Source organism: Flavobacterium panacagri (assembly GCF_030378165.1).
Taxonomy (GTDB): domain Bacteria; phylum Bacteroidota; class Bacteroidia; order Flavobacteriales; family Flavobacteriaceae; genus Flavobacterium; species Flavobacterium panacagri.
In genome coordinates this window covers 3,178,703-3,205,449 of the sequence record NZ_CP119766.1, presented here as the reverse complement: position 1 = coordinate 3,205,449, position 26,747 = coordinate 3,178,703, and the positions used below count along the sequence as shown (strand labels likewise).

Genomic DNA, 26,747 nt, shown 5'->3' with positions numbered 1-26,747 from the left:
TAAAATTACAATGCAACACTGGGATATACTTTTATCTAATCAGGTAAATAAAAAAAAGCTAATAGACAACATATTAAACGGAGAAGCAACTGGAGAATTAGCCATTTTTAACACTCAAAAAGGAATACTGTTTTCTGATATTGCCATCGAAAAATTCATCGAAAAAGAATTTCAATACGACAGCGTTGAAGCTTCAACTACTTCAAACAGACAGCTAAGAACGTTTTCTTCAGGCGAACGCAAAAAAGAGTTTTTGAAATACTGCATCAATCAAAAACCAGATTTCATTATTTTCGATAATCCTTTTGATCATTTAGATCAGGCTTCAAGAGTCATACTAGCCGATTCTTTAAAAGATCTAACCAATGATATTGCCATTATCCAGCTTTTAAACCGTACAGTTGATGTATTGGAATTTGTTCCCAACAAAGCGCAGATCAAAGACAACACATTCGAACTGCATCCGTTTGTAAAAAGTGAAAATCATTTCAAAACATTAAACACAACGGCAATTCCAAAAGCAACTGAAATCCATACTTTTCCTGACGATGAATTAATCAGACTAGAAAATGTTTCGGTAAGTTATGAAGAAAGAAAGATTCTCGACAACATTTCCTGGACGATCAAACAAGGCGAATTCTGGCAGTTAATTGGGCCTAACGGTTCCGGAAAAAGTACTATTTTATCCTTAATCACAGGAGATAATCCAAAAGGTTTTGGGCAGGATTTATTTTTGTTCGGAAGAAAAAAAGGAACTGGAGAAAGCGTTTGGGACATCAAAAAACAAATCGGAATTTATACCACTGCAATGATGGATTTGTTTCAAAAAGGACATACGTTGGAACAAATGATTCTTTCAGGTTTCTTTGACCAAATCGGACTTTATACAGAACCTACAACACACCAAAAAAATATCGTAACGCAATGGCTGGAAGTAATCGAAATGACACATTTACGTAAAAAACGTTTCATTGATCTTTCTATCGGTCAGCAAAGAGTTGGATTAATTGTTCGTGCCGTTTTAAAACACCCGCCTTTATTAATCTTAGACGAACCTGTAGAAGGTTTAGATGATGAAAACGTAGATTTAGTAATTCAGTTAATCAATACCATTAAACAAGAAACAAACGTATCTATTTTGTACGTTTCACATAGAATCGAACAAGGCCTCGCTCCTACTTCAGTATTTGAACTTCTACCAGCTGAAACAGGTTCGACTGGACAACTAAAATAATATTTACATAAATTAAAATGAGAAACCAGATTTCTATAGTGTTTCTTTTACAGCTGTTATTGTTTTCCTGCTCAGGTACAATTTCAACAGTAAAAAAAGAATATACTCTTAATACATCTTCAAAATTAAAGTCAGATTGGAGAATCAATTCAAAAGAATGGATTTTAAAAAATGACACCATTATCGGAACTGGATCTCCTTCAGAATGGGGTGTTTTAGAATCAAAAAAGAAACTGCCAAAAAACTATGAAATAGAATTTAAAGCCAATATGACCAAGGAATCTTTATTCGAAGTCATGTTGAATTTAGAAAAAGGAAATTACATCAGGACCTATCTTTATCAAATAGATCAAAATATCGTAATTGGAAAAGGTGTTTATGACATAAACAGTAACGAATATGGTAAAAGAGGTGGAAAAAGCCTTTTCAGCAAACCTATTGAACTGCAAAACAACAAATGGTATTCTGTAAAAATTAAAGTTCAAAACAACCAATTATTATTTTCAATAGACAATAAAACTTCCTTAGAATGTTCTTTAGAAAATAAAAACCTAAGCCAAACAGGAAAATTAGGTTTTATAACCAACGGAGAAGTAAAAATAATAGACCTAAAAATTAAAACTATTTAAATAAAATAGAACAACTATAATTAAAACACAAATTCCACTAATTTACACGAAATTAATCTGTGCAAATTAGTGGAATTTGTGTTTAAGAAATTATCCAATTTTAATTTTCTTCATCCGTATTATGCGACTTCACATAGTTACGCCATTTTTCGATACATTCTTTAAAATCGTCTGGCAACTCCGTATCAAAACGCATTAATTCTCCCGTATTCGGATGAACAAATCCAAGCGTTTTTGCATGCAGCGCCTGACGAGGCAAAGCTTTAAAACAATTTTCTATAAACTGTTTGTATTTCGTAAACGTAGTTCCTTTCAAAATTAAATGACCACCGTAACGTTCATCATTAAACAACGGATGTCCAATATGCTTCATGTGCGCGCGAATCTGGTGGGTTCTTCCAGTTTCCAGTTTACAAGAAATCAAAGTCACATAACCAAAACGTTCCAAAACTTTATAATGTGTAATCGCTGGTTTTCCTATTTCAGGATCATCAAAAACCGCCATTTGCATACGGTCTTTTAAATGTCTGGCAAGGTTTCCTTCAATAGTACCGCTTTCTTCAGTAACATTCCCCCAAACCAAAGCGATATATTCACGCTCAGTAGTTTTAGCTTCAAACTGTTTTGCCAAATGCGTCATCGCAGCTTCTGTTTTGGCAACCACCAAAAGCCCGGAAGTATCCTTATCAATTCGGTGCACCAAACCAGGACGTTCACTGCTGTTCATTGGCAGATTATCAAAATGATGCGCCAAAGCATTTACCAAAGTTCCGGTATAATTTCCGTGACCTGGATGTACAACCATTCCCGGCTCTTTATTAATCAATAAAAGAGCATCATCTTCATACACAATATTCAGCGGAATATCCTCAGGAAGAATATGATTTTCAAACGGCGGATGCGACAGCATAACCGTAATCACATCAAGAGGTTTTACTTTGTAATTTGATTTTACCGGAATATCATTTACAAAGATATTTCCATTAGTTGCCGCGTTTTGAATCTTATTTCGTGTGGCATTCGGAATCAAATACATTAAATATTTGTCAATACGTAAAAACGCCTGACCTTTTGGGACTTCAAATCTGTAATGCTCAAATAATTCGTCTTCCAGATCTAAATTTTCTTCAATATTATTGTTCATCTTGTGGGGTTTCTACAGGCACTGCAGTACTGTCTGCCTGGCTATCATCTACATAACTTGCTTTTCCGTCACCTAAAACCAAATCGATTTTAGACGCTTTCAAAACACGGTCTCCTACTTTTAAGTTTCTTCCTTTTAAACGCATTTCCAAAACCATATCTTTTCCAAGATTCGGAATATACGTAATCGTTCCTGGCTCAAGTCCTAACGCTTTCAACGTTGGTACTGCCTCACGATATGTTTTTTCAATTAAATCAGGAATTTTAACAGATGAGAATCCAGATGCATTGATTTTAATATAAATTTTTCTGCCCACTTTAACCTTTGTTCCTGGAAGCGGATCCTGTTCTACAACACTATATTTTGGGTATTCACTTCTGTAATCAACACTATCCAATAGAACGTAATCTAAATCCAATTCGTCCAATTTATTTTCAACTTGCTCCTCAGTTAATTTAGACAAATTCGGAACCTCGATTTCGTGTCCGTGATCGGTCGTAAAAGTCAACCAATGCATAAATAAATAACCAATTACCGCGATAATAGCTGCGGCTGCAAGCAATTGCAAGAAAAAAACTCGGCTTGTTAAATACTTTCGTAAACTCATAAATTTATTTTTAATAGCGACAAAGATAAAGTATTTCGTTTCAAAAAAAATGATAATTTTGTTTAAAACAAAGAACTTTGGGATTTGGATTTTTTAAAATTCCTGATTTCAATTTTTTGGAGCTGTTTCCTGCTATCCGCTGTATCTTTTGCGCCGAACCCCGGCACAAAAGGATGTCGCTTCTATCAGGGCTAGAACTCTTGGTTTCATAAGAACGTTATTTATTAAAAAATCATATACTCAATAAAAAAGATTCAACAATCAGTTTTCACAATCGTAACAAAACTTGAAACCTGAAACCTGAAACTTGAAACAAATTAAAACCTGAAACAAAAACATGAAAAACATTGCCATCATCATGGGCGGCTATTCCAGCGAATACAAAATATCTTTAATAAGCGGGAATGTCGTGTATCAATATCTTGACAAAACAAAATACAACGGATTCCGAATTCATATTTTCAAAGAAAAATGGGTTTATGTAGACGATAAAGATGCCGAATTCCCAATCGATAAAAATGATTTTTCTGTAACGGTAAATGGCGATAAAATCACTTTTGACTGTGTTTTCAACGCCATTCATGGAACTCCAGGTGAAGACGGATTAATGCAGGCTTATTTTGAATTAATCGGAATGCCGCAATCTTCTTGCGATTATTACCAATCGGCTCTAACATTCAATAAAAGAGATTTATTATCGGTTTTAAAACCATACGGAATCAAAACTGCAGTTTCTTATTATTTGAACAAAGGAGACGAAATCAATACAACTGAAATCGTTAAAAAAGTAGGATTGCCTTGTTTCGTAAAACCAAACAAAGCAGGTTCAAGTTTCGGAATTTCAAAAGTAAAAACTGAGGCTGAACTTCCAATTGCTATTGAAGTAGCTTACAAAGAAGACAACGAAATCATCATCGAAAGTTTCCTTGACGGAACTGAGGTTTCTGTCGGCGTAATTAACTACAAAGGCGAAATCAAAGTTTTACCAATTACCGAAATTGTATCAGACAATGATTTCTTTGATTACGAAGCCAAGTACGAAGGAAAATCACAAGAAATCACGCCAGCAAGAATCTCTGACGAATTAACTAAAAAAGTAAGTGATACAGCAAAACGCGCTTACGAAGTTTTAAAAATGAAAGGTTTCTCCAGAAGTGAATTCATCATAGTAAACGACGAACCTCACATGCTTGAAATGAATACTATTCCAGGTTTAACAACAGAAAGTTTGATTCCGCAACAAGCAAAAGCAGCAGGAATTTCTCTGGAAGATTTGTTTACAAATGCAATTGAGTTAGCTTTAGCTTAAAAGATACTAAGGTTCTGAGATTCTAAGATATTAAGATTTCAGAACCTTATTTTTTTATAGAAAAATTTAAATTTTGCCTCTCTGAACCTTAAATAAAATATGCTCTTTCTAGTTGGAACTCGAGATTCAAATGTAAAAAACGGGATAATTTCAAATGAAAAATGTCCTGAATGTAGCAATTTCAATACGCTACATTTTAGTATATACAAAAGGTATACTCATATTACAACGATTCCTCTTTTTCCTGTTGGAAAATATGTAAATATACAATGTGATAAATGCCAAAGTTTATTTGATTATGATGATTTATCTTCAGGCGCACAAGAAAAATTACGAAATGAAAAATTAGAAAGTGCAGTCTGGATGTTTTCTGGAAGTATTATAATATTTTTAGCTATTGTTTACAGCATAAACGTTTATATTAAGAACAATAATGAAACCGCTGTTTTAATAAAAAAACCAGAAGTTGGAGATGTCTATAATTTAAAATTCTCAAACGGTTATTATTCAACTATGAAAATAGACAAAATAACAACCGACAGTATTTTTACAACACATAATGATTTTGATGCTTATCTGCCTTATGAAGTAGATGATTTGGATAAAAATGAAAACTACTCTGATCGAAAAGTTTCTTATTCAAAAAAAGCAATCATCCAGCTTTATGAAAATAATGAAATACTAAAAATCAGGCGAGCAAAATATCCATTAGAAATACAAAAACCGGAATACAAAATTCCAGTCACAAAATAAAAACTCAGTATCTCAGAACCTTAGCAACTTAGCACCTCAAAAAAAATGAACCAAATATTCGAATGGGATAGATTATTTTTTAACAGCTTACCAGAAAGTTTTCTTCTGGAAGTGATTTTTCGTTCGACTGTTATGTTTACGATTTTGTTACTGACATTAAAACTGGCAGGAAAACGAGGTGTAAAACAATTATCCATTTTTGAAACTGTAATTATCATTGCATTAGGTTCTGCAGCAGGCGATCCGATGTTTTATGAAGATGTTGGAATTCTTCCAGCAGCCATTGTTTTTACTACTATAATCATTTTGTACAGAACCGTCACTTGGCTTACCGGAAAAAGCAAAAAATTCGAGGAATTTATAGAAGGCAAAACCGAATGTCTGATTAACGACGGAAAGTTTTCTATAACGAGTTTTAGGAAAGAAACTTTGGCACAAGACGAATTTTTCGCAGAATTACGAATCAAATCAATTGAGCATTTAGGACAAGTAAAACACGCTTTTATTGAAACCAGTGGCGAAATCAGTGTTTTTTATTATGAAGACAAAGACGTTGGCTACGGATTACCAATTCTGCCTTTGCTTTTTGAGAAAAAAAATAAAATTATTCCAGAAGACGGAGTGTATTCCTGTTCCTTTTGCGGTAATACTGAAAAATTAAAAAAAGGAACTTCCACTTGTAAAGACTGCCATAAAGACGAATGGGTTCCTTCCATCAATACCAAAAGAATAACGTAGATTTAAATTCCAAAAATAAAATACCAAATTCCAAAAAAAAGAAAAAATAAGATGCTGCACAATCCTAATAAAACTTAGAATGTTAGCATCTCAGAACCTTAGAAACTAAAAAAAAATGCGAAAAGCTATATTCCCAGGATCATTTGACCCTATTACACTTGGACACGAAGACATTATCAAAAGAGGAATTCCTTTATTTGATGAAATTGTAATTGCGATTGGTGTCAATGCCGAAAAAAAATACATGTTTTCCTTAGAAGAAAGAAAACGCTTTATTGAAGAAACCTTCAAAGACGAACCAAAAGTTTCTGTTATTACCTACGAAGGACTAACAATTGATTTAGCTAAAAAAGAAAAAGCCAATTTTATTTTAAGAGGTCTTCGCAACCCAGCCGATTTCGAATTCGAAAAAGCCATTGCACATACGAATAGAAAACTTTCGAAAATCGAAACCGTTTTCTTGTTGACTGCCGCAAGTACCTCTTTTATCAGTTCAAGCATTGTACGCGATGTATTGCGTCATGGTGGTGAATATGAACAATTGGTTCCAAAAGCCGTTAGGGTAAAAGAAAAATAAAACATAAAAAGGTTCTTGAAATACATAGATTTTGTGCTTCAAAAGAATAGAACTTTCAAACGGTTTTTTAAGAATTTTCAAACCCAAACATAAACTTGCAAGCGAAGCAAATTATAAGTAATTTCGCATTTTCAAAATAAACACCAAAAAATGAGTATCGAAAGAGAATTGAGCAAACGAAGTGGCGCTAAATGCGAGCTTTGTGGTGCTGAAGAGAATTTAAAAGTTTATCAAGTACTGCCAACTAGAAAAGGAGGCCTTGATGAATCTGTATTTGCCTGTAACACTTGTATTGACCAAATTGAAAATCCCGACAACGTAGATTTAAATCACTGGAGATGCCTAAACGACAGCATGTGGAATGAAAATATTCCCGTTCAAGTTGTAGCTTGGAGAATGTTAAGTCGTATGCGCGCTGCAGGATGGCCTCAAGAATTGCTTGACATGATGTATCTGGAAGAAGATATTCTCGAGTGGGCAAAAGCAACAGGCGAAGGAGAAGATGACGAAAATAAATTGGTTCACCGTGACAGCAACGGCGTAGTACTACAACACGGAGATTCTGTTGTTTTAATTAAAGATCTTAAAGTAAAAGGATCAAGCATGGTTGCCAAACAAGGAACTGCTGTGAGAAACATTCGTTTAGACCACGAAAACGCTGAATATATCGAAGGAAAAGTAGATGGACAGCAGATTGTGATTATTACACAGTACGTTAAGAAGATATAATTTAAAAGATGCTGAGGTTCTAAGTGGCTAAGATTCTAAGATTTTAGTTTAACCGCGAAGCACGCAAAGATTTACGCGAAGTTCGCAAGGTTTTGTTAACGCAAAGCTTTGCGAACTTTGCGCTTTTTAAAAGCCTCACAAATAAAAAAACTTAGCGCCCTTTGCGGTAAATCTACCCATAAAGTATATAAAACTTGAAACATAAAAAAAGCCCGTTCATAAAACAGAACGGGCTTTTTAATATTTATTTCTCGAAGAAAATTATTTCTGGAATAATTTACTGATTTGGTCTTTTACGAATGGCTCAGAAACGTTGTTGGTATCTGCATCTCTTTCTTTGCTTGAAACCATAAATTGTACTGTTGCTTTGTCTGGAACAACATTTCCTGTATAATGTAACCAAATGTAATTGTTTGGTAACTCTAATTTGATATCATACAAAGGTGTTGCTGTAAATCCTCCAACAATAATGTTATAAAGGTTGTTATATGCATTATCGATGTTTTTGAATGAAAATTTTCTTAGGTTTGAAGAATCCTCATCACTTTGGATAATAGTGTAATACACCGTGTACTCATCTCCAACTTTTTGAATGTAATTGTTGTTTACTTTCCCTAATTTCTCAACAGGAACAGTTTCAAGAACCTTAACTTGTGCAAACGAAACGAAGCTAAAGAACATAGCAGCAAGGGTAATAATGTTTTTCATAATGAATTTGGGGTTTACAATTTTCTGTAGCAAAAAAACATAGAAATATTGAAAAAACACCTATCAAACCATTATTTTTTTAACATAAAATTGTAAAACTTAGTTACACAATTATAAAATACTGAAATACAGATAGATAAATTTTAAAAATCTAAATTCCGATTCCGATAGCTATTGTAACTACAAATCAGTACTTTCCTCTTTTCTCCTCCTCTGCTTTCTTGATCACATTTCGGGCAACTTCGATTTTAAACTTCTTGCCTTTCATTTTCTCCTCTTTGATGTTTTTCAAAAGGTCTTTTACTTTATTGTATTTAACCGCTGCAAACGAAACAAAATCTTTTACTTCAATTAAACCTAAATCGTCTTTTTCTAGTTTTCCTTTTTGCGAAAAGAAACCTACAATATCAAATTTATTTAGTTTCGTTTTCTTTCCGCCACTGATGTAGATCGTTTGAAATTGCGGTGGTTTTGGCAATGAAACATTTCCTTCAACATCTAAAACCTCCATTTCATAATCAATGTAATCGAATTGTTTTTCACTTTCGTGAATGATAATATAGGCCGTTCCTGTTGCCTGCATACGGGCTGTCCGACCGTTACGATGCGTAAACTCGTCTTCTTTTAAAGGCAGATGATAATGAATAACGTGTTTCATTTCCGGAATATCCAATCCTCTGGCCGCCAAATCTGTTGTAACCAAATAGGTAACGCTTCCGTTTCTAAACTGAATTAAAGCTCTTTCACGTTCATCCTGATCCATGCCGCCGTGATAATAAACCGAATAGATTCCTTTTTCGTTTAAAGTATCGCTGATACGTTCTGCAGCATCTCGGTGATTACAGAAAATAATAGCCGATTCTGATTGTAAAGAACAAATCAAATTGAACAAACTCTGTAATTTATCTTTGGCTGGCGAAAGCACCATTTTCATCGAAAGGTTTTCTTTTTCCTCTTCTTCTGGAATAAAATCCAAAACGGTTGGGTTTACAACTCGTGTATATTTTGGAATCTCAATATCTGAAGTTGCCGAAACCAAAACTCTTTTATTCACTTTCGGTAATCTCCCAATAATGAAAGACATTTGTTCGTGAAACCCTAATTGAAGCGATTTATCAAACTCGTCTAAAATTAAAGTCTGAATTTTATCTGTTCTAAAAGTTTCTCTGTCTATATGATCTGCAATTCTTCCAGGCGTTCCAATTAAAACTGCCGGCGGATTGCTTAAGTTTTTCATTTCGGTTTCAATCGAATGGCCGCCGTAACAAATATTGACTTTGTACTGCGTTCCCATTTTCTTCCAAACTTGTTCAATCTGAAGCCCCAATTCACGCGACGGAACCAAAATCAAACATTGAACCGATAAGATTTCAGGCTGTAATAATTCTAAAACGGGAAGTAAAAATGCTAATGTTTTTCCAGATCCTGTTGGAGAAAGTAATAAAGTGTTATTATCGTGAAGAATGACCTCTTTTGCAGTTTCCTGCATTTCGTTTAGGTTTTCAATGCCTAAATTCGAAAGTATATCGTTGGAATGGTGTTTTTTATTCATTCTGCAAAAGTAGAGAAAAATAGTTGGCAGTTTACAGTTTTTAATGTTCAGATTTGAATGCTGTTTAATTTTGTTTCCCGCAGATTTTGCAGATTAAGCAGATTAAATCCTAAATATTAAAATAAAAAATCCGCAAAATCTGCAAAATCTGCGAGAGAAAAATAACTTCAAAGCATATCCACTTGAAACCTGAAACTTGAAGTAAAAAACTTATATTTGATTCGCATTAAAATCAAAATCATGAAACTTTTCACATTTCTCCTTTCGCTTTTCAGCATTGCTATTTTCGCTCAGAATAATAAAAAATACGATACTTTTTTTGAGAAAGGAAACGGAAATCAATCGGCTTCATACGCTGAAACGATTGCTTATTTTAAAATGCTGGCGAATGATTTTCCAACCATTCAAATGAAAGAAATGGGACTGACCGATTCTGGCGAACCTTTGCACATGATTACCTTTAATCCTGACAAAGAATTTGATTTTGATAAAATACAAAAAACAAAAGCAGTTCTATTTGTCAATAACGGAATCCATGCAGGAGAACCTGACGGAATCGATGCTACTATGCAGTTTTACAGAGATTTGGCAACAGGAAAAATGAAAGCACCAAAAAACACTGTTTTGGTTACGATTCCTGTTTATAATATTGGCGGGGCTTTAAACCGAAATTCGACAACACGCGCCAATCAGGATGGCCCTGAAGTTTATGGTTTTAGAGGAAATGCGAGAAACTATGATTTGAATCGTGATATGATGAAATCGGACACACGAAATACTAAGAGTTTTGTGGAGATTTTCCAGAAAATAAATGCCGATGTTTTTATTGATAATCATGTGAGCAACGGTTCTGATTATCAATATAAACTGACATACATCATGACGCAGCACAACAAACTTGGAACAGTTTTGGGAGATTTTATGAATAACGAAATGATGCCAGCTTTGGTAAAAGATCTTCAGAAAAAGAAAATTGAAACTACGCCTTATGTCGATTCGTTTAAAGATACACCAGACAAAGGTTTTGGGCAGTTTGTAGACAGTCCGCGATATACAACGGGTTATACTTCGCTGTTCAATACGATTGGTTTTGTGGTCGAAACGCACATGCTGAAAAAATATGCCGAACGTGTTAAAATGACATACGAATACATGAAATCGACTTTGGATTTTACTGATGCGAATTATTTAAAGATAAAAGATTTAAGAATAAAGAATTTAGAGCAATACCAACCTAAAAAAGCATACACTTTAAAATGGGAATTGGACAGCACAAAAGCAACCACTTTTTCGTTTTTAGGATATGAAGCGGGTTACAAAAAAAGCGAAGCCACAACCGGAAATCGTTTGTATTACGACAGAACAAAACCGTATAAAAAAGACGTTCCGTACATCAAAGAATTTAAATCGGTTAAAGAAGTGGTGATTCCAACGGCTTATATTATTCCAAGAGGTTATTGGAATATTATTGACCTTTTGAAAAACAATAATATCTCATTTAAACCAATTCAAAACGACACGATTATAGAAGTCGAAAGTTATAGAATTGCCGATTTTAAAACCGTTCCATCTGCTTATGAAGGACATTATTTACATAGAAACACAACCGTAACCTCTAAAATCGTTAAAATGGCTTTCGCCAAAGGAGATTACATTGTTCCAACCAACCAAAAAGGTGTAAAATATCTTGTAGAAGCTTTTGAGCCAGAAGGTGTTGATTCGTTCTTTAACTGGAATTTCTTCGATCCTATTTTACAGCAAAAAGAACATTATTCTGAATATATTTTTGAAGATACGGCTGGACAACTTTTAAAAGAAAACCCGTCTCTAAAAGCAGAATTAGAAGCTAAAAAACAAAACGATTCTTCTTTTGCTAAAAATTCAGAAGCGCAGTTGGATTGGATTTACAAACATTCTGTTTATTATGAAAAGGCGCATTTGCAGTATCCTGTTTATCGTGTTTTGTAGATTTTTTTTATGTCTGATTTTTTTTTTAACGCAAAGTGCACTAAGTTTTTTTTATTTAATTGGGTTTTGTTTGCGATAAGAACGCAAAGCTGTGCGTTTAAATCGTTGTCAAAGTTGAATATCAAAATTGATAAGTGATTTAAAATTCAAGCTTCTATTATAGATTATGGATTTCCGTAATTTTCCCACATTGCATGTTTATATTTTTGAATATTCATTAATTCAAAAAGTAAAAAATTATGGCTTGGAGTTTTCGTAAACGTATTAAAATTATTCCGGGAGTTCATCTTAATGTTAGCAAAAAGGGTATTTCAACCTCAATAGGCGTTAGAGGAGCAAATATGACTTTTGGAAGTTCTGGAAGTTATTTAAATACCAGTATTCCAGTATTAGGAATTACCAACAGACAAAGATTGTCTTCATCAAATTCAAATTTTAATGCAGAAATCTACAATGAAACATTAGAACTCTCCAATAATATTTTCAGTTCTGATATTCATGAAATTACAAGTCAGAATATGCAAGGAATTAAAGAAGCAATCATTTTAGCAAATCAACAAAGAAAAGACTTAAAAAAAGATTTACTAAAAATCCAAACTTCACTGAAAACTTCAAAATTAAAACTTGGCTTAAGCTATCTTTTAGTTTATGGCTTAGTTAAAAAAAATATTCCTCAAAATATCAAAATAGATATACAAACAAAGAAAGAAGTTGTAACTCAAACAAAAGCACAAATAGCAAATAGTTTTGTTAAACTTGATATAGAATTTGATGCGGAAATTATGAATCAGTATAAAGTTCTTGTAGAAGCGTTTAAGAAATTAATAACTTCTCAAAAAATTTGGGATGTTACAAGCGCACATTATCAGGATAGAGTTGCGACCAGATCTTCTGCAAGTACTTTAGTAAGGAAGCGAGATGTTCGATTTGCCATAAAATCGCTTCCAGATGTAAAATCAGATTTTAATGCTCTATATTTTCAGAATGCCAATGGTGCAGATTTATATTTCTATCCAAGTTTTATCGTTATGTATTCTAACAATACAAATTTTGCTTTAATTGGAATTGATGAACTAATTTTTAGTCAAAGCTTTGTAAGATTTACTGAAACCGGTTCTATTCCTAAAGACTCTAAAATAATTGATCGAACTTGGGCAAAAGTTAATAAAAATGGAACGCCCGACAAAAGATTTAAAGGAAATTATCAAATTCCTGTAGTACGTTATGGAGAAATTAAACTTAGAACAAATACTGGATTAAATGAAGAATACGAATTTAGTAATTATGAATTTACCGAAGAGTTTGGCAAAGCCTTTAGAGATTACCAATCGACAATAAAGTCTTTAAAACATCTTAATTAATTTCAAATAAACCAAATCAAAAAGCCTAATAAAAACAAATTTATTAGGCTTTTTTAAATTCCAGAAAGAACAAAAAAACTTATTTATCCTTCAATATCTTCTCTAAATACTCCACTTTATCTTTTTCAGCCTGAATCAAACGTTCGTAAAGCTTTTTATTTTCTTCGTAAACTTCAATCAACTTTTCCAAAGGATTAAAAGTAAGATTACTGCAAGAGTTATTTAATATTTGTCCTTGCGCACTATTATCATAAAAATTATTGAAATAATTAATTGCCGCTTCGTCTGAAAAATTCTTAAGAGCTTCAACACTTACTCCTAGAGCTTTTGCAATTTGTTTTAGCTTTTCATCATCAATCGTTTCGCTGTTTTCTAAAGCAGATATAGCCTGTTGGTTTGTTCCTAAAGCCTGAGCCAAAGCTTCTTGCTTCATATCACGAAGTTCACGAATACGGCTTATTTTTCTTCCTATATGGCTTGGTTTTGCAAATGTGCTCATAATTCAAAAGTATTACTTGTTAAACAAAAATACGATTTTTGCCACATGAAATAGCTAAAAACATAAAATTGTATAAAAGTGCCAGACTAATTAATGGTTTTAATTTAATTAATGTTTTTCTGACTTATATTAAAAGTCCTATATTTGAAAACATCAATTTTAAAATTCTAAAAAATCATAAAAAAATGGGACTATTTAATAATCTTTTTAAAAAGAAAGAAGAAAATACTGAATCAACTAACAAGCAGCAAAATGGCGGTAAACATTTTGTGTCTGAGAATGATTTTTTAGAAAAATATGGCGCTTTGGCTTTAGAAAAACAAAGAAATCTTTTTGAAATAACAGGCGGGCTTTCCTGGAATGTTAATATGGATGCCGAAGAAATAACTTTTGGAGATAATCTCACTTTTCCAATGCAGGTTCTGGGTTCTTTTTCGCATTCTTCTGAAACCTGGCTTTGGCTTTGGGAAAATAAAGCGGGCGGTTATGCAGAATCTGTTATGAAACAGGCGCTTTTATTAAAACAATATGGAGAAGAAAATAATATCGATTTATTGACTGTTGGCAAATTCGACGCTGTTCCTAATGATTTACATTTGATTGGAATGATTGCCACTGAAATGTTTGATGGAAGCGGTTATTATCTTGGAAATTATGGTCAGGGAACCATGGTGGTTACGATTAAATCTGATGCAATTGACAATGTTGAAAGTGAGGAATTCTCTAGAATTTTAACGGTTTTCCCAGAATTGATTTCGACATTTGAAATTCAGAATCATAAAAATGCTTTTACCCATTATCTTTCTCAAAAAGGTTACGAATTGACTTCGAATGGAAATGAAGTTAAAGCAGCAAAAAATGGAAATGTAATTAATGCTATTTTTAATGAAGATAATCTTTTGACAAATCTGAACGGTAATAATTCTTAAGATTCTAAACAATCTTTTAGAACCGATTGCCCGCGTGAGGGATAGAAGCTGGCTACCGAAGTAGCGCGGATAGCCCGACAGCAATAAAAAAAAGACCCAATGAACGCAAAGTTGATTAGGTCTTTTTTTTATTGGTGGCACGCCCTTATTTTAAAGATGCTGAGGACTAAGATTCTAAGTTTTCTTTTTTGGTCTTGAAATCTACTGGAACTTTTTTATCTTCTTCGAATAACAATTTAATGTTTTCGTAGGAGTTTTTAAGTGCTTCTTTGATTTGTTCTGGGTTTAACCACGCTACTTTTTCGATTCCTTCTTCGATTTGACCGTGTGGTGTTCCTTCAAAATCAGAAAACATTTCGAACCAATGCGTGATTTTTAATTTGTATTTTCCGTTGCGTTTGAAGATATGATAGGTTTTTTGAAGTTTATTCGTAATACGAAGCTGGTTTACTCCTGTCTCCTCCTCTACCTCACGCATAGCCGTCGCTTCGATGTCTTCCCCTTTTTCGATACCGCCTTTTGGCAAGTCCCATTTTCCGTTTCTAAAGATAAACAGAACCTCGCCTTTCTTATTGTAGACAAAGCCTCCACCCGCTTTATTCACGGGAATTTTAGCTTTAAGGGTTTTCATCATTTCACTTTCGTCGGGATGATATAGAATGGCTTTTTGAATTTTATTTTGAAAAATTTTTATGATAAGCTGTTCGATATCAATACTCTCCAACAAGAACAATTGGAAATCTGTTTCTTTCGAGATTTCATTTGTCAAAAAAAGTGGTTTGTCGTTTACAAAAACTTTATACATTTGTACTATGATTTTTAATAAAGATACTGCCGAAAAAACAGCCGAATTGCTTTTGCAAATAAATGCAATTAAATTGAATCCCGAAAATCCTTTTACATGGGCTTCTGGTTGGAAATCTCCTATTTACTGTGATAATAGGTTAATTCTTTCATTTCCGAGCATCAGAAACTATGTTCGTGATGAATTTGCCAAAAACATCGAAAAACAATTTGGAAAACCTGATGTAATCGCTGGTGTCGCTACTGGAGCCATTGGAGTTGGAATTTTGGTTGCCGAAAGTTTAGGTCTTCCGTTCGTATATGTACGTCCAGAGCCAAAAAAACATGGTAGACAAAACCAAGTAGAAGGTTTTTTACAAAAAGGACAAAATGTTGTTGTTGTTGAAGATTTAATCAGCACAGGAAAAAGCAGTTTGATGGCTGTGGAAGCTTTAAGAAGCGAGGGTGCAAACATTAAAGGAATGGCAGCTATTTTTACTTACGGTTTTGGTGTTGCAGAAGAAAATTTCAAAGAAGCAAATATTGATTTATTTACTTTAAGCAACTACGAAAACTTATTAGACTTAGCAGTTCAAAAACAATACATTACAGAAGATCAGCAATCGACTTTACTGGAATGGAACGAAAGTCCATCAACGTGGGGACAGGAATAGATTTTAGATTTTCTAAAAGTAGCACTGCTCTTATTTTGGAATTTATTTCAAAGTTTCAGCTTTGCGAACTTAAATAAAGTCAAAGTAAAACAAAAAAGACCTTGCGTCCTTTGCGGTAAAAAAACATTTGCGGTAAAGCATTTGCGGTAAAAAATAAAAAAACAAAAAACAATATGAACTTAGAAAGTCCAAAAGTTACTGTTCAGAAATCAGCTCAAGATTTATTCGATCAATTGACTGATGTTAAGAATTTTGAAAAATTAATGCCGGATAACATTGCTAAATTTGAAGTGACTGGTGAAGACTCTTTTATTTTTGGATTAAAAGGAATGCCTGAAATCAAATTAAAAATGAAAGCCAAAGTAGCTCCAAATAAAATTGTTTTGGGTGCTGCAAGTGATAAACTTCCGTTTACGTTGACTTCAAATATTGATAGTGTTTCTGATTCAGAAAGTGCTGTTCAATTGTTTTTTGAAGGTGAATTCAACGCTATGATGGCCATGATGGTTAAAGGGCCTATTGGCAAGTTTATTGAAACTTTAGCAAACAATATGAACAAACTTTAATAATACTAAATTATTAATTGCGAATTATAACATTGAAAGCCTGATTTAAAGATCGGGCTTTTTTTTGCCTTAATTGCCACAAAGGCGCTAAGGCAAAGAGTTTTTTCTCTCGCAGATTAAGCAGATTGAGCAGATTTATTCCCCGCAAACACACAGAATTTTCACGCAGATTTAAAAAGATTTATACAGATTAATTTATAGAACTTTACAACTTATCGCCTTTGCGAGATTACATAAATACATTAACCGCATTGTAGTGAGTATCTACAGAAAACCTTTGTAACTTTGTTTCTCTGTCCCTTTGTAACTCTTAGTAAAGCATCTTTACCTCCTTAATCTCAAACTCTGCAATAGAATCATCTTCTAACAAAACCTGCAGTTTTCCAATAGGAGAAACGCCTTGAATGATTCCCATAAAATTTTGATCATTTAAGTTTTTAAAAGGCATTGGAATTCCTTTTTTAAATAAAGAATTAAAATACTGATCCCATAAAATTGAAGAAGAAGTCTGCCATAGTGCGATATTTTCTTTTATTTTTTCTACAATCAGAAAAGCAATCTCTTCTTTTTCAAAAAATTTACCAGAAATTACAGCAAGGGAAGACGCATTTGGTAATTCACTATAATTAGTTTGGTTGACATTGATTCCGATTCCAACAACTGACACGATCCTGCCATCGCTTTTTATGGTGTTTTCGATTAATATGCCAACTAATTTCTTATTATATGACAGAATGTCGTTTGGCCATTTTATACAGATATCAGGAATATTTAAAAATTTTAAGACTTCACTGACAGCTAAAGAAACCACAACACTCAAATCAAAAACCTTTTCATTGTCAAACAGAAAATCCTTCACCAATACACTCATAATTAAGTTTTTACCAGCTTCAGCCTTCCACTTCCCACCCATTTGGCCTTTTCCTTTTGTCTGATTTTCAGCTGTTACCGTTGTGAAATTCTCCAGTTCATCCTGACTTGATAAGGCTTTCAGGAAATCATTTGTTGAATCTATGGCATCGAGTTTGATTAGTTTCATTAAAATAATTTGAATAACTTAATTTAATATTTTGTTAAGGATCAAAAATAATCACAAAATTTGGTAACTTTACAAATTCACATATAAAATAATTCATGGCGAAAAAGACGATTAATAATGATGTTCTACTGGCGAACATAATCAAAGGGATTGAGGAAGTAAAAGGAAATGATATCGATATTCTTGACTTAAGAGAGATAGATACTGCTGTGTGCGACTATTTTGTAATTTGCAACGGTAGCTCAAATACCCAAGTTAACGCCATCGTAAACTCAATTCAAAAAACAGTATCAAAAGACTTAAAAGATAAACCTTGGCACGTAGAAGGAACAGATAACGCAGAATGGGTTTTAATGGATTATGTACACATTGTTGTACACGTTTTCCAAAAGCATATCCGCGAGTATTACAACATCGAAAGCCTTTGGGGCGATGCCAAAATAACTACAATCGAGAACAAATACTAAAGAAACTTTCACTAAATGGCTAAAGATAATAATCCAAATCCGAATAAATTTAAAATAAGTCCTTGGTTAATATACACCGCAATACTTTTAGTTTTTTTATTTATAAGTTTTGCTACAGGAGGATCTAGCTTAAGCGAGCCTGCACAATTAACTTCTTCTAAATTCAACACCTTATTAGAAAAAGGCCAGATTGATAAAGTTATTGTGTACAATAAGGCTGAAGCTGAAGTATATTTAAATGCCGCTGCTCTTAAAGATCCAGCGAATAAAAAAGTTGCCGAAGATATTTTCAAACAACCAAACAAAGGTCCACATTATACTTTGGAAATTGGTAATGATCAAATTTTTCAGACGAAACTAGAAAAAGCAGTTAATGAAGGAAAACTAAAAGATTTTAATTTCCTTCAAAAAAATAACTGGAGCGATATTTTAATCAGCTTACTTCCTATCATCATCATTGTGGGTGTATGGATTTTCATCATGCGTAAAATGTCTGGCGGAGGCGCTGGCGGAGGTGGACAGATTTTCAATATTGGAAAATCTAAAGCAAAATTGTTTGATGAGAAAACAGACATTAAAACCACATTTAAAGATGTAGCTGGTCTAGAAGGTGCTAAAGAAGAAATTCAAGAAATTGTTGAATTCCTTAAAAATCCAGAAAAATATACAAACCTTGGAGGTAAAATTCCAAAAGGAGCCTTATTGGTAGGACCTCCGGGAACTGGTAAAACTTTATTGGCAAAAGCGGTTGCTGGTGAAGCTCAAGTACCTTTCTTCTCTTTATCAGGTTCTGATTTCGTAGAGATGTTTGTTGGAGTTGGTGCTTCACGTGTACGTGATTTGTTCAAACAAGCCAAAGAAAAATCTCCTGCTATCATTTTCATTGACGAGATTGATGCTGTTGGTAGAGCGAGAGGAAAAAGTAATATGTCTGGCGGAAATGACGAAAGAGAAAACACTTTGAACCAATTACTAACAGAAATGGATGGTTTTGGTACAAACTCAAACGTAATTGTTCTGGCTGCAACCAACAGAGCCGATGTTTTAGACAAAGCTTTAATGCGTGCTGGACGTTTTGACAGACAAATTTTTGTAGACTTACCAGACATTAGAGAAAGAGCTGAAATTTTTAAAGTTCACTTAGCTCCTATCAAAAAAGTAGAAGGTCTTGACTTAGATTTCTTAGCAAAACAAACTCCTGGTTTCTCTGGTGCTGATATCGCTAACGTTTGTAATGAAGCTGCACTTATTGCTGCTCGTAACAACAAACCAGCTGTAGACAGACAAGATTTCCTTGATGCTGTAGATAGAATTATTGGTGGTCTTGAAAAGAAAAACAAAATCATCACTCCCGAAGAGAAAAGAGCAATTGCAATTCACGAAGCTGGTCACGCTACTGTAAGCTGGATGTTAGAGCACGCTGCACCTCTTATTAAAGTAACTATCGTTCCTCGTGGACAGAGTTTAGGTGCTGCTTGGTATTTACCAGAAGAAAGACAAATCGTGAGAACAGATCAAATGTTAGACGAAATGTGTGCTACAATGGGCGGAAGAGCTGCTGAAAAAGTAACTTTTGACAGAATTTCTACTGGTGCTTTGAGCGATTTAGAAAAAGTAACACGTCAAGCTCGTGCAATGGTAACAATTTACGGATTGAACGATAAAATTGGAAACGTTACTTACTACGACTCAACTGGACAAAGCGAGTATAACTTCTCTAAACCATATTCTGATGAAACAGCAAAAATCATTGACGCTGAAATTTCAGAATTAATCGAAGGACAATACCAGAGAGCGATTCATATATTAGAAGAAAACAAAGACAAGTTAAACCAACTTGCTGATATTCTGATTGAAAAAGAAGTAATCTTTAAAGATGACTTAGAAAACATATTTGGAAAACGAACTTTTGATAAAAATCTAGAAGAAGTAGTTTCATAAATAATTACGAAAAACGTAATAATTTTTTAAAATCTTAATTCAAAATAGCCTTTTGAATTAAGATTTTTTTATCTTTGAACGTTTTCAACTAACATGTAAAGCATTTCATATAAAAAATGAATTTTTTCAAAAAAATATTTGGCTCGAGTGAAGCCCCTTCTGATGAAGAGAACGAAAGCGAATATGCAGGCACCTCTGCCCAAAACAGTCATTTATCTTTAGACGAACAATTTATTTTCAATTTTAAGAAAAATGGAGGTAAATTCTTGTACTGTGAAAACAAAAGTGAGGTTACTGAACAGTTTGAAAACATTTTAGAAGAAAATGACTGGTTTGAACAAGAAGTTTTATGCTATGAACCTGCTCTATTTGGTTTATTAGACGAAAATAAACTATTTTACATTGCACCTTCTAAACCTAAATTCTTATTAGCAAGCTGTGAAAATCTAATAGCAGACGAAGGTTCTATTCTATTTTCATCTAAACAAATTCGACAAAATAAACCAAACGAATTACCTGCGAATATTGTTATTATAGCTACAACAAGTCAGATTCTTCCAATGAAGAGTGATGGTTTAAGTGCTATAAAGCGTAAGTACGACAGAGACATACCTACTAACATCACTACAATAAAATATTTCGAAAAAGCAAAAGAAGAAGACTTTACGCAATACGGAAGTGTTGCTAAAAATCTTTATTTATTGCTTTTAGAAGACCTTTAAGATGAACGAAACACTGAAGAGAACCATTTCTGGTGCTGTTTATATCGCTCTATTACTTAGTTCGATACTGTTTTCAACTGAAAGCTTCATTGTCCTTTTTGGTGTTTTCCTAATCATTACAATTTACGAATTTTCGAATATTGTAAATCTAAACAAAGTATTTTCCATACTCTTTGGTTTAGTGATTTATACCTCTACAATTCTTGTAAGCCATTATAATAAACAAACAACTAAATACCTTAACGATTCATTTAACACAAACATAAGTTTAGAAACCAATATTAAACAGCTGGATCTAATTCTTCTTGCGATTACAATTGTGGTTTCTATTAAATGCATCATATTCTTATTTTATGACTCTGTTCAAAAGATAAGCACTTCTTCTAAATACCTCTATTTATTAGGATACATTACACTTCCATTTATATTTATTGTTAAAATCTCATTTGGAACAAACGATTACAATCCGAAAATCATCATTGGATTATTTGTTTTAATCTGGACCAATGATACTTTTGCTTATTTGGTTGGGAAATCAATGGGAAAGCATAAATTATTTGAACGTGTTTCTCCTAAAAAAACAGTTGAAGGTTTTCTTGGCGGTGTAGTTTTTGCTGCTTTAGCAGGATTTTTAATCTCTAAATTTTACATTCAACCTAAACCTGAGTTTAGCAATATGTCTATTTTAATTTGGACAATCATTGCTTTAATTGTTAGTGTTTTTGGCACTATTGGAGATTTGATTGAGTCCAAATTTAAAAGAATTGCAGGTGTAAAAGACAGCGGTTCGATAATGCCTGGACATGGAGGTATCTTAGATCGATTAGATAGTGTTATATTTGTAGCACCCATTATATTTTTATTTTATCAAATTTTATATTATGTTTCATAAAGAAGGAGGCCCGTCCATTTTACTAGGTACTGTATTTACTGTAGCTGTACTTTTAATTGCTGAAAGATTTATAGATATCAATTGGCTTAGAATGCTTGTTCAAATTGCAGCGCTTGTAATTCTGATCATTATTTTACAATTCTTTAGAAACCCTAAAAGAATTGCAATTAGAAACAGTGATCATATTCTGGCTCCTGTTGATGGAAAAGTTGTGGTTATCGAGGAAGTTTATGAAGGAGAATATTTTAAAGATAAACGTTTGCAGGTTTCAATTTTTATGTCGCCAATCAATGTACACGTAACGCGTTACGCAATGGATGGTATCATTAAATTCAGCAAATACCACCCTGGAAAATTCCTTGTAGCTTGGCATCCAAAAGCTAGTGAAGAAAATGAAAGAACTACAGTTGTTATTGAAAACGAAACTTTTGGCGCTATTTTATACAGACAAATTGCTGGTGCACTAGCCCGTAGAATTGTAAATTATGCTAAAGAAGGAATGCAGGTTGTTCAAGGAACAGATGCTGGTTTTATTAAATTTGGATCAAGAGTAGATTTATTTTTACCTTTAGGTACACCAATCAACGTTGAATTAAACCAAAAAGCGATTGGCGGAAAAACAATTATTGCTACAAAGGCATAAATGGCTGATAAAGATTTAGATATTCGTTTTGCTGAAGCTGTAGAAATTGCTATGACAATGACTCAGGCTTCACTGCCACAAGATGTGCAGTTAAGGCTTTACGCGTTTTATAAACAGGCTACTTTTGGAACTGCGGTCTACAATCAATCTGAAAATTTTGATCTGAGAGATGCTTTCAAAACCAATGCTTGGATGCAGATTAGTCATATATCTGTAGACGAAGCGAAAGAAAATTACATTGAGATCATTAATTCATTAACATCAAAATAAAAACATTATGAAGAAAAACGTTGTTCTTTTTACTGCTTTAGCTTCATTTTTACTATTATTTTCCTGTAAAGAAGACAAGCTGACAGAAGTAGTTGAGGTTCCCCTTCCAACAAAAGAAGAGAAAATCACTATAGGCTCACCTAATGAAGTTAAAGCTGATCCCGGTTCTTTTGAAATGACCAAACTGCCTTTTGCTTATGATGGTCTTTCTCCTGCAATAAGATCACTGACCATGGAAACGCATTATTCTAAACACTATCTTTCGTACACAAACAATTTCAATAAAGAAATTGTTTCTACAGAATTTGAAAATATGCCAATTGAGGATATTTTAAAAAAGATGGATTTAAATAACGCTAAACTTCGTCAAAACGCTGGAGGCTATTACAATCACACACTTTATTTTAATATTTTAACTCCAAAAGAGCAAACTCCAAAAGATACGCTTTCAGGGTCTATTAATAAAGAGTTTGGTTCTTTTAACAACCTAACCAATCAATTTAAAGCACAATCTGAGAAACAATTCGGTTCGGGATGGGTTTGGTTAGTAGTAGATCGTTATGGAAAATTACAGATTACCACGACACAAGACCAAGATAATCCTTTAATGAAAAATGCTCTGATTCCAGGAACACCAATTTTAGGAATTGATCTTTGGGAACATGCGTATTATCTGGATTATCAAAACAGAAAGGGAAGTTATATTGACGCTTTTTATGACCATATTAATTGGGAAAAAGTGAACGAATATTATGTAGAAGCGCTTAAAAAGGTCAAAAAAGTATAAAACAAAAAGCTGATACCAAACAAAGTATCAGCTTTTTTTTATACCTTAAGGGTAACTCTAAACACGAATAACATGAAAGATATTGCAAATCGTTTTTTAGAAAACCCTTTATTATCGCCATCAGATTTACCTCCAAGCAGAGAAGGATTAGAGATTACCTGTCTTTTAAATCCCGGTGTATTTCAATTTGAAAACAAAATCTGGCTGGCCGTAAGAGTTGCTGAGAGACCAAAACAAGCTGAAAATAGTATTTCTTTTCCAATACTTACAGAAAATGGTTTAATCGAAATCATAGAAATTCTAAAAGATCATCCCGAACTTACAGCAACTGACGCAAGAGTAATTAACTATCAAGGAATCGATTACTTGACCACTTTATCACACATTCGCTTACTGTGTAGCAAAGATGGAAAACATTTCTATGAACCTGAAAACTATCCTTATTTAATAGGCGAAGGAATATTGGAAACTTTCGGAATTGAAGACTGCCGTGTCTCTCTTATTGAAGGAAAATATTATTTAACTTTTACTTCTGTATCCAGCAATGGCGTTGGTGTAGGTTTACGCACGACAACCGACTGGAAAAATTTCCAGAAACACGGACTGATCTTCCCTCCTCATAATAAAGACTGCGCTATTTTTGAAGAAAAAATAAATGGGTTGTTTTATGCCTTACACCGTCCAAGCAGTGTAGATATTGGCGGAAATTACATTTGGATTGCTTCATCTCCCGATGGTCTTCATTGGGGAAATCATCAATGTATTATTAAAACCAGAAAAGGAAATTGGGACAGTAAAAGAGTTGGCGCCGGTGCAGCACCTATTAAAACAGAAAAAGGCTGGCTCGAGATTTATCATGGCGCAAATGAAGCTCATCAATATTGTCTGGGCGCTTTTCTCTTAGATTTAGAAAATCCTGCCAAAGTCATTTCAAGAACCGAAGCTCCTATTATGTTTCCCTCAACAGATTATGAATTGAGCGGATTTTTCGGAAATGTGGTATTTACAAATGGCCATATTATAGAACCTGACGGTGATACACTGACTGTTTATTATGGCGCTTCTGACGAATTTGTCTGCGGAGCGCAGTTTTCAATCAAAGAAATTCTCACATTTTTAAAAGAAGTTTAGAACAAAAAACTTGCTTAGATCTAACAATAAGTCTCCAAGCAAGTTTTAGTTTAAAAAAATATATTGATTTAATTTACTTCATAAATAAACGATTCAGAAGGTTTTATTTTAACTCGTGCTAAACCTTCACCATTTTTCACATTAAGATAAGTTTTACTGACAGAATATAATTTATCTACAAGCACATAAGAACCATCTTTTAGATTCCATTTTGAAATCACAGAAGAAGGTATTTTTAATTCAAATTCACTTTCTTTTTCTGAAGAAAAATTAGCAATTACAATTAGTTTTTGTTTTTCTGACCAGCGAACATAAGAATACAACAACGCATCATAATTCGTATTTTGACGGTTTGCAGATTGAATTTCTTCAAAGCTTCCCATCAAAGCACTACTGTTGATTGTAAAATTCAATAAACGTTTGTAAAAATCACGAAGTTGTTTTTCAGATTCAGAAAGTTGTCCTCCATCAAACTTTCCTTCATTCATCCAACGCTGATGATTTGGAACACCGATATAATCAAAAATAGAGGTTCTGGAGCGTTTACCAAAACCGGCATCTTCATTTCCAGCCTCCCCTACTTCTTGTCCAAAATAAATCATAGTTGGCGAAGTGCTCAATGTTGCCGAAACTACCATTAAAGGTTTTCCTCTTTCTGGACTCCCTGCAAATTCTGGCGAAGCCAAACGCTGTTCGTCATGATTATCCAAAAAATGAAGCATATGATGTTCAATATCTGTCATTCTTTTTTGAATATCATTTAACTCATCTGGAGAAGATTTTCCCTGAATAATATCTTTCAGCTTATCGTAAGTTTCTACTTTATCATAGAGATAATCCATTTTCCCTAAACGGATGTAATTGCGGTATTCATTCGGATTATAAACTTCTGCCAATAAAAAAGCATTTGGATTCTTCATTTTAATTGAAGAGTTCATATAACTCCAAAATTCATAAGGAACCATTTCGGCCATATCATAGCGAAATCCGTCGACTCCTTTCGCTGTCCAATACAAAGCGATATCTCTAAACTTTTTCCAAGAATCTGGTACGTCTTTCTCCTGCCAAAAAGCAAAATGTTCTTTGTACGATTTTTGATCAAATCCAGCTGGAAGTTCTGGAAAGTCTTTACTGCCATCAGGACGAACGCCATAATTCACTTTAACAGTTTCATACCAATCGTTTTGATCTGGTTTTACTTTACGAGAACCATTTCCTGTCCATTTTGCAGGATTTTCATCAAATTTTCCATCAACAAGCGGATTTTTTTCTCCGTTTAATGGAATATCTCCATCAGGAATTTCAAAATGTTCTCTTGGTATATAGTAGAAATTATTGTCCCTTTTGTATTCCACCGAAACATCATCATCTGCCCCAAAGTCTTTTACGCCAACAGGATTGGATTTACCTTCATATTTTCGTGCAATATGATTGGGAACAATATCAATAATTACTTTTAAACCTGCATTATGAGTACGTTTTATTAAGGCTTCAAATTCTTCAAGACGTTTGGCTGGATCAACAGCCAAATCGGGATTTACATTGTAATAATCTTTTACGGCGTAAGGAGAACCTGCTCTTCCTTTTACGACTTCAGGATCATCATTTGAAATTCCATACGCTGTATAATCACGTACCAGCGCATGATGAGGTACGCCAGTATACCAAATATAGGTAACACCTAAATCTTTTATTTCGTGAAGTGCTTTATCTGTAAAATCGTTAAATTTTCCAACTCCATTTTCTTCGATGGTTCCCCAAGGTTTATTGGTTTGATTTTTATTTCCAAAAAGGCGTGTAAAAACTTGATAAACTACTACTTTCTTTTCTGCTGCAGTCTCTTCTTTTGCTGTACTCATTTTTAAATCTTGTGTTTTACATGCTGAAAACAGTACAGTTAATGTAATTCCAGCTGTAATTAATCTTTTGCTTATCATATATTGGGTTAATCTAAATATAGCGTTTTAAATTCTAAACACCTCAATAAAGGCATCAGAACAAGTCTCTAAAAATAACTCATTTTTTAAAAATCAAAGCATTTCTTTTCCATTTACATCGTTTTCGAACTAAAATAACACAACTACAACGTGAGAGT

Annotated in this window: 28 protein-coding genes; 20 read left to right on the top strand and 8 right to left on the bottom strand. The window is 33.5% G+C overall.

Annotated features, from left to right (window positions below; genetic code table 11):
* Window positions 1-10 precede the first annotated feature (10 nt).
* Entirely contained in the window at window positions 11-1,234 is a 1,224-nt protein-coding gene (locus tag P2W65_RS14185) for an ATP-binding cassette domain-containing protein (protein WP_289658289.1), read from the top strand.
* Window positions 1,235-1,251: 17 nt separating this feature from the next.
* On the top strand, window positions 1,252-1,863 hold the full coding sequence (locus tag P2W65_RS14180) for a hypothetical protein (protein ID WP_289658287.1): 612 nt from the start codon (window positions 1,252-1,254) through the stop codon (window positions 1,861-1,863).
* 100 nt (window positions 1,864-1,963) lie between these two features.
* Here the strand turns inward: P2W65_RS14180 and P2W65_RS14175 are convergent, their stop codons facing one another.
* Both P2W65_RS14175 and P2W65_RS14170 read right to left on the bottom strand, forming a co-directional pair.
* Entirely contained in the window at window positions 1,964-3,007 is a 1,044-nt protein-coding gene (locus tag P2W65_RS14175; protein ID WP_289658285.1) for an RluA family pseudouridine synthase, read from the bottom strand.
* A complete protein-coding gene (locus tag P2W65_RS14170) occupies window positions 2,997-3,614 on the bottom strand; it encodes a PASTA domain-containing protein (protein ID WP_289658283.1) in 618 nt (205 codons plus the stop codon). The genes P2W65_RS14175 and P2W65_RS14170 overlap by 11 nt, the downstream gene beginning before the upstream one ends.
* A 337-nt stretch (window positions 3,615-3,951) precedes the next feature.
* Between P2W65_RS14170 and P2W65_RS14165 the strand changes: the two genes are divergently transcribed.
* The 5 genes from P2W65_RS14165 (at window position 3,952) to P2W65_RS14145 (ending at window position 7,720) form a co-directional block, all read left to right on the top strand.
* The gene (locus P2W65_RS14165; protein ID WP_289658281.1) at window positions 3,952-4,923 is read left to right on the top strand and encodes a D-alanine--D-alanine ligase; all 972 of its coding nucleotides are present in this window, start codon (window positions 3,952-3,954) and stop codon (window positions 4,921-4,923) included.
* A gap of 99 nt (window positions 4,924-5,022) precedes the next feature.
* Window positions 5,023-5,676 carry a hypothetical protein gene (locus P2W65_RS14160; RefSeq protein WP_289658278.1) on the top strand — a complete coding sequence of 218 codons (654 nt, stop codon included), beginning with the start codon at window positions 5,023-5,025 and terminating at the stop codon, window positions 5,674-5,676.
* Between the two features lie 45 nt (window positions 5,677-5,721).
* Window positions 5,722-6,414, top strand: a complete 693-nt coding sequence (locus tag P2W65_RS14155; protein WP_289658276.1) for a DUF421 domain-containing protein — start codon at window positions 5,722-5,724, stop codon at window positions 6,412-6,414.
* A gap of 115 nt (window positions 6,415-6,529) precedes the next feature.
* Complete coding sequence (coaD, locus tag P2W65_RS14150; protein WP_091491061.1) at window positions 6,530-6,991, top strand: pantetheine-phosphate adenylyltransferase; 462 nt, start codon at window positions 6,530-6,532, stop codon at window positions 6,989-6,991.
* Window positions 6,992-7,141: 150 nt separating this feature from the next.
* A complete protein-coding gene (locus tag P2W65_RS14145) occupies window positions 7,142-7,720 on the top strand; it encodes a PhnA domain-containing protein (protein ID WP_289658272.1) in 579 nt (192 codons plus the stop codon).
* 261 nt (window positions 7,721-7,981) lie between these two features.
* Here the strand turns inward: P2W65_RS14145 and P2W65_RS14140 are convergent, their stop codons facing one another.
* The gene (locus P2W65_RS14140; protein ID WP_289658270.1) at window positions 7,982-8,428 is read right to left on the bottom strand and encodes a hypothetical protein; all 447 of its coding nucleotides are present in this window, start codon (window positions 8,426-8,428) and stop codon (window positions 7,982-7,984) included.
* 187 nt (window positions 8,429-8,615) lie between these two features.
* Entirely contained in the window at window positions 8,616-9,980 is a 1,365-nt protein-coding gene (locus P2W65_RS14135; protein WP_289658268.1) for a DEAD/DEAH box helicase, read from the bottom strand.
* A gap of 240 nt (window positions 9,981-10,220) precedes the next feature.
* On the opposite strand from P2W65_RS14135, the gene P2W65_RS14130 reads away from it, so the two are divergent.
* Complete coding sequence (locus tag P2W65_RS14130) at window positions 10,221-11,948, top strand: M14 family metallopeptidase (RefSeq protein ID WP_289658266.1); 1,728 nt, start codon at window positions 10,221-10,223, stop codon at window positions 11,946-11,948.
* 239 nt (window positions 11,949-12,187) lie between these two features.
* Entirely contained in the window at window positions 12,188-13,309 is a 1,122-nt protein-coding gene (locus tag P2W65_RS14125; RefSeq protein ID WP_289658264.1) for a DUF4236 domain-containing protein, read from the top strand.
* A gap of 79 nt (window positions 13,310-13,388) precedes the next feature.
* On the opposite strand, the gene P2W65_RS14120 is transcribed toward P2W65_RS14125, so the two are convergent.
* Window positions 13,389-13,808 (bottom strand): helix-turn-helix domain-containing protein, encoded by a 420-nt coding sequence (locus P2W65_RS14120; RefSeq protein ID WP_289658262.1) that lies wholly within the window; start codon window positions 13,806-13,808, stop codon window positions 13,389-13,391.
* Between the two features lie 185 nt (window positions 13,809-13,993).
* On the opposite strand from P2W65_RS14120, the gene P2W65_RS14115 reads away from it, so the two are divergent.
* Complete coding sequence (locus P2W65_RS14115) at window positions 13,994-14,737, top strand: DUF6882 domain-containing protein (protein ID WP_289658260.1); 744 nt, start codon at window positions 13,994-13,996, stop codon at window positions 14,735-14,737.
* 166 nt (window positions 14,738-14,903) lie between these two features.
* On the opposite strand, the gene P2W65_RS14110 is transcribed toward P2W65_RS14115, so the two are convergent.
* A complete protein-coding gene (locus P2W65_RS14110; protein ID WP_289658258.1) occupies window positions 14,904-15,542 on the bottom strand; it encodes an NUDIX hydrolase in 639 nt (212 codons plus the stop codon).
* 7 nt (window positions 15,543-15,549) lie between these two features.
* On the opposite strand from P2W65_RS14110, the gene pyrE reads away from it, so the two are divergent.
* Together pyrE and P2W65_RS14100 are read left to right on the top strand one after the other, a co-directional pair.
* Window positions 15,550-16,194 carry an orotate phosphoribosyltransferase gene (gene pyrE / locus P2W65_RS14105; RefSeq protein ID WP_071637185.1) on the top strand — a complete coding sequence of 215 codons (645 nt, stop codon included), beginning with the start codon at window positions 15,550-15,552 and terminating at the stop codon, window positions 16,192-16,194.
* Window positions 16,195-16,367: 173 nt separating this feature from the next.
* Window positions 16,368-16,760: an SRPBCC family protein gene (locus P2W65_RS14100; protein ID WP_289658254.1), complete on the top strand. Its 393-nt coding sequence runs from the start codon at window positions 16,368-16,370 to the stop codon at window positions 16,758-16,760.
* 310 nt (window positions 16,761-17,070) lie between these two features.
* On the opposite strand, the gene P2W65_RS14095 is transcribed toward P2W65_RS14100, so the two are convergent.
* On the bottom strand, window positions 17,071-17,799 hold the full coding sequence (locus P2W65_RS14095; RefSeq protein WP_289658252.1) for a biotin--[acetyl-CoA-carboxylase] ligase: 729 nt from the start codon (window positions 17,797-17,799) through the stop codon (window positions 17,071-17,073).
* A gap of 95 nt (window positions 17,800-17,894) precedes the next feature.
* Between P2W65_RS14095 and rsfS the strand changes: the two genes are divergently transcribed.
* From rsfS to P2W65_RS14055, 8 genes are all read left to right on the top strand, one after another.
* Window positions 17,895-18,266, top strand: coding sequence for a ribosome silencing factor (gene rsfS, locus P2W65_RS14090; protein ID WP_007809313.1), 372 nt, complete (start codon window positions 17,895-17,897; stop codon window positions 18,264-18,266).
* 15 nt (window positions 18,267-18,281) lie between these two features.
* Entirely contained in the window at window positions 18,282-20,207 is a 1,926-nt protein-coding gene (gene ftsH, locus P2W65_RS14085; protein WP_289658231.1) for an ATP-dependent zinc metalloprotease FtsH, read from the top strand.
* A 116-nt stretch (window positions 20,208-20,323) separates the two neighbouring features.
* Entirely contained in the window at window positions 20,324-20,929 is a 606-nt protein-coding gene (locus P2W65_RS14080) for a lactate utilization protein B/C (RefSeq protein WP_289658229.1), read from the top strand.
* Between the two features lies 1 nt (window position 20,930).
* Window positions 20,931-21,821, top strand: coding sequence for a phosphatidate cytidylyltransferase (locus tag P2W65_RS14075; protein WP_289658227.1), 891 nt, complete (start codon window positions 20,931-20,933; stop codon window positions 21,819-21,821).
* Window positions 21,811-22,464: a phosphatidylserine decarboxylase family protein gene (locus P2W65_RS14070; protein ID WP_289658225.1), complete on the top strand. Its 654-nt coding sequence runs from the start codon at window positions 21,811-21,813 to the stop codon at window positions 22,462-22,464. Before P2W65_RS14075 ends, P2W65_RS14070 begins: the two co-directional genes overlap by 11 nt.
* On the top strand, window positions 22,465-22,734 hold the full coding sequence (locus P2W65_RS14065) for an acyl-CoA-binding protein (protein WP_179003983.1): 270 nt from the start codon (window positions 22,465-22,467) through the stop codon (window positions 22,732-22,734). It abuts the gene before it with no gap.
* Between the two features lie 7 nt (window positions 22,735-22,741).
* Window positions 22,742-23,521 carry a superoxide dismutase gene (locus P2W65_RS14060; RefSeq protein WP_179003984.1) on the top strand — a complete coding sequence of 260 codons (780 nt, stop codon included), beginning with the start codon at window positions 22,742-22,744 and terminating at the stop codon, window positions 23,519-23,521.
* Window positions 23,522-23,593: 72 nt separating this feature from the next.
* Entirely contained in the window at window positions 23,594-24,652 is a 1,059-nt protein-coding gene (locus P2W65_RS14055) for a glycoside hydrolase family 130 protein (RefSeq protein ID WP_289658219.1), read from the top strand.
* Between the two features lie 68 nt (window positions 24,653-24,720).
* On the opposite strand, the gene P2W65_RS14050 is transcribed toward P2W65_RS14055, so the two are convergent.
* On the bottom strand, window positions 24,721-26,589 hold the full coding sequence (locus tag P2W65_RS14050) for an alpha-amylase family glycosyl hydrolase (protein WP_289658217.1): 1,869 nt from the start codon (window positions 26,587-26,589) through the stop codon (window positions 24,721-24,723).
* Window positions 26,590-26,747 lie beyond the last annotated feature (158 nt).